3 protein-coding genes and 2 pseudogenes are annotated in these 4,046 nt (G+C 62.4%); all 5 read right to left on the bottom strand.

Annotated features, from left to right (window positions below; genetic code table 11):
* Positions 1-188 (bottom strand): annotated as a pseudogene (locus tag BN874_RS22635) (hypothetical protein); the annotation flags it as partial.
* A 12-nt stretch (positions 189-200) separates the two neighbouring features.
* A complete protein-coding gene (locus BN874_RS12325) occupies positions 201-584 on the bottom strand; it encodes a hypothetical protein (RefSeq protein WP_195912184.1) in 384 nt (127 codons plus the stop codon).
* A 163-nt stretch (positions 585-747) separates the two neighbouring features.
* On the bottom strand, positions 748-1,260 hold the full coding sequence (locus BN874_RS12320) for a DUF1269 domain-containing protein (RefSeq protein ID WP_034433762.1): 513 nt from the start codon (positions 1,258-1,260) through the stop codon (positions 748-750).
* A 414-nt stretch (positions 1,261-1,674) separates the two neighbouring features.
* Positions 1,675-2,664 carry an asparaginase gene (locus BN874_RS12315; protein WP_034433760.1) on the bottom strand — a complete coding sequence of 330 codons (990 nt, stop codon included), beginning with the start codon at positions 2,662-2,664 and terminating at the stop codon, positions 1,675-1,677.
* Between the two features lie 152 nt (positions 2,665-2,816).
* Positions 2,817-4,046 (bottom strand): annotated as a pseudogene (locus tag BN874_RS12310) (MFS transporter); the annotation flags it as partial.

The following is a 4,046-nucleotide window of genomic DNA, read 5'->3' as shown; positions in this document are numbered from 1 at the left end:
TCTTTCCCTACACGACGCTCTTCCGATCTGACTTTCTCAGCGATGGTTTCGGTTTGGTTGCGAATTTCGCTATCCAACGCGCCGATCGCCGCGCCGCTCAGGGTTCCCTGCTGTTGCGGGGTCATGTCCGTGCAGCCCACCACGCCGGTTACCGCCACGATAGCTACCATCCATCCAAGTCGTTTCATTTCTCGTCTCCGCTACTTGTTTTTCTGAAGTCCGGGCACGGCCATTTCGAACCAGATCGTCTCGATGACCGGTCGCTGTAACTGGTCGGGATTTCCGGCGTACCAGCGGTTGAGACTTTCCCGGATGCTGTCGAGAGTCTGGCCCCGCAACCCCTTGGCGAGACGCGGCACGAAGTTCTGAGCGTCTTTCGGCGGGTTCTTCGCGTAGTAGGCGGTTTCAACCTGGACCAAATTGGCGATGCCAATCAGATACGCCTTCTGCACTTCTGCCGAAGACGCAGTCCAGTGTTCGCCGGTGATCACGGGGATATCAGCCGCGCCAGCGTTGCCCCACACCACCGCCAGCGTCATGCACGCCAGGAACATCGCCGTGCGTAATTGCCGTTTTGTTGTCATCACGTCCTCCATAAAAATTGCATTTTCAAACAGTCGGTCGCCAGCCCGGCTTTCCCGGTCGGTTATTGATAAGGCGCGAACGCCTCGAAACGGCTGCCCTCACTCCCAACCCCTCTCCCGCAAGCGGGCGAGGGGAGCGAACGGTTACATTGCTTAAATAGGATCAGGCGGCCTGCGAAAGAGCCGCCTTCAGTCGCTCTTCCTGCTCGTCGGAAAGGGAGGTCTTGAGGATCGTCGCCTGGTAATGGGACAACCGTGGCATCACCTTGTCCTCGACTGCTTTGCGGACGAGAAGAAAGATCGCGGAACTATTAGGTTCGATGGTGCTGCTGAGCGATTTGATGAAGTTATCGTCGATCCCATAATCGGCAAGCTTCCCCTGCAATGCGCCGGACCCGGCGCCGATCAGCCCGCCCGCCAGCAAGCCGGCCAGCGGATTCATGAACAACAGGCCGACAAGCGCTCCCATCAGCATACCGCGCGAGGCGCCTTGACTCGCCCCGATCGCAACCAGGTTGACGCTCTGTTTGATATGGATTTTACCGTCACTGTCACGGATCGCTACACAGGCATCCTCAAGTTCGAGAACGTACTCCTTCTGCAATGCCCTCAGTTCGTTCAGAAAGTGATCGGCGGTGTCCAATTCCTTGAACGCTAAACAAATAAGGTCACTCATCAGATTCTCCGCGAGAGACCCCAGCCTTCAGGCCGGGGAGGTTGAGCGAACCGTGCAACGCACGGTCAGCCTTAAGTGCCGGTCTTTCCCGGCTGTCCGCTCGTAAGAGCCTAGTGACAAAGCCTTGCGGCTTGCTCCCCTCGCCAATGTTGCGCACCGGCATTCCATCCCGATCCGTTTCGTGCGTACCCAATGCGTGTCTGCAACCGGGACTTTCAGAGCCTGGAACTGAGGAAGCATTCCAGGGTGAGTCTTGAACCTATGCGCAACGTAGCCCCTTTCGACATCCCGGTCAGGCGGGCTTAGGCTGGTCAACCGAGCTTGTCTCCAAGCTCCCGCCTTCAGGCGGGGGTAGTTGACATCCTCCTCGTTGAATTTCGTTTTGAAAAAGGCATCTTTCTTCCGCCAGTGCCCCTACTGATAGGGCGCGAACGCCTCGGCCACTTGGACACCCTTGCCGCCGCGCATGACGAGTCCGAGCAGCAGCCGCGCCTTCAGGCCGGAGAGGTAACCTGCGGGCATGACACCGCGCTGGATCAGATCGATCTCGGCGCCGGGATACCCGTAGGTATGGGTGAACACCGGACCCGTCATCGCCCGGCTGGCGAGCACCACCGGAATCTTCGCGGCAAGGTCGCCGACGATCGGAGCGACGTCCGCGAGCACATGGCCGGCGCCCATCCCCTCGATCACCACGCCCGCGTAGCCCAGGCCGGGCAGCGAACCGAGCAGGCGTCCGTCATCGCCCATCGCGACCTTCACCAGCGCCACCGGCGCGGGCGGACCCGCCACCGCCGACAGGTTGGGGTTTCGCTTTACTCGCACATAGAAGCGTGGCTGCCGTTCGATGAGGGTACCGATTGACCCCACCAGTGGTGACAGGAACGCCGAGGGCAGCGCGGTGTGCGACTTCTGGACGAAACGCGCCGCGTGAATGTCGTAGTTAAGGACCACGAGCGTCCCAAGACCGCACGACTCCGGAGCGGCGGCGACGATGGCCGCCGACAGGAGATTGGCCGGTCCATCCGCCCCCGGTGCGTCGGCGCCGCGCATCGCTCCCGTCACCACCACCGGCTTGTCGGAATCGACCAGGAGGTCGAGGAGAAAAGCCGACTCCTCGATGGTATCGGTGCCTTGGATCACCACCGCACCGTCGAAGCCGGAGGCGAAGCCTTCCTCGATCACGCGCGCGACTTCGACCAGGTTGGCTGGAGTGAGCGAGGGGCTGGGCAGGCGAAACAGCGACCGCGCGTCAATGTCGCCGACTTCGGCGAGCGCCGGCACCGACGCCACCAGCTCGGCGGCGCCCAGCTTGGGCGTGATACCGCCCGAATCGCTCGGCACCATGGTGATGGTCCCGCCGAGCGACAGGATCAGAAGCCGTGGCCTGTTCGTGGAGGTCATGTTTCTTCCTCCAGTGCATCGCCCTCACGCTTCGGCAGCGGATTCGCCGGGATCTCGCCTAGTTTGCCGCCGGCCAGCGGGCTGATCTGGAGTTCCAGTTTTGCCACGCGCTCGTCCAGCCCGGCCAGCGAGAGCTTGGCCTTCGGCGGCGGATTCGTCGGGATCTCGCCCGGCTTGTAGGTGGGCAGCCGACTGGCCGGGAAGATCGCCAGCAGCGAGAGCGCGGCCATGATCAGCAGGCCGATCTTGAGCGCCCGTAGCCGCGCCTCCTCGTTGATGCGCACCGCTTCCTGGACCTGCTCCGGCGAAAGGTTGGTGCGTTCCAGCGCCGTCTTCAGTCGGTCGTTGCTCACAAAGGTAATGCTATTGTCCAGGTCGATCTGGGACTGGAGTTCCGTTTTCAGTTCCGGGTTCTGGCCCAGCGACCCGATGATGAAGGCGCTTAACAGACCGACGAGCAGCGCGCCCGATACGGCGGTGCCGACTGCGGCGGCGAGGTTGTTGGCGGTCCCGCGCAGCGAGCCGACGTCACTGGCCAACTCCTTGGGCGAGGCGGTGACCAGCACGTTGAATAACAATGTCACCAGCGACCCCTGGCCGATACCGAACACCACCAGTCCGATCATGACGACCGGCGCGCTCCAGTCGTTGCGCACCACCCAGGCGAGCCACAGCAGCGCGATCGTGCAGAGGGCGAAGCCCCAGCGTCCAATTTCCTGCGGTGTTAGCTTGTTATAGAGCTTGATGATCAGCATCGCCGTGAAAAACACGGTGAGGTTGAACGGCATCATGGCAATCGCCGTCTCGATCGGCGAGCGGCCCTGGATGATCTGGATGTACAGCGGCACCGAGAAGTTGAGGGCGCCCTCCAGCGCGACCACGACGAACATCGCGTAGACTGCGGCTCGCTCGGACGCGGATTTGACTACCTCCAGCGCCAGCAGTGGCGTCTTCCCGTCAGCAGTGCGGCGGCGCGTCCAGAACACAAAGCCCTGGAGCAGCACGATGCCGATGACGATCATGAACGGCGCGGGCGACATCCCGAACAGGTCGAACGGCGCGGCGGGCCGCGCAAAACCGAGACCCCACCGGTTCAGGTTGTTAAAGCCGAAGCTGATGAGCGTGATTCCCGCTGCGGTCAGCAACACGCCGAACAGGTCGATCTGTACCTCGGGCCGACCCCGCGTCGGCTTCAGCTTGAAGCTCAGGAGGAGGACCACCACGGAAAGCGCAATCAGGATTCCGAACGCGGGCCGCCAGCCGATATAGGTGCCGAGTATGCCGCCGATCAGAAAGGCCAGCACCCCGGCGCCCGCCCGCGCCGAACCGAGGGCGCCGAGCGCGGTGGCCTGCTGCTGGCCGTGGTACTGATTCGCGATCAG

Source organism: Candidatus Contendobacter odensis Run_B_J11 (assembly GCF_000531125.1).
Taxonomy (GTDB): Bacteria; Pseudomonadota; Gammaproteobacteria; order Competibacterales; family Competibacteraceae; genus Contendibacter; species Contendibacter odensensis.
Note: the sequence above shows the minus strand (reverse complement) of the source record. Positions and strands in the feature narration are given on the sequence as shown.

Excerpts from the sequence above, each read along its gene's own strand:
- BN874_RS12315 (WP_034433760.1), bottom strand. The coding sequence starts at position 2,664 with ATGACCTCCACGAACAGGCCACGGCTTCTGATCCTGTCGCTCGGCGGG.
- BN874_RS12325 (WP_195912184.1), bottom strand. The coding sequence starts at position 584 with ATGACAACAAAACGGCAATTACGCACGGCGATGTTCCTGGCGTGCATG.
- BN874_RS12320 (WP_034433762.1), bottom strand. The coding sequence starts at position 1,260 with ATGAGTGACCTTATTTGTTTAGCGTTCAAGGAATTGGACACCGCCGAT.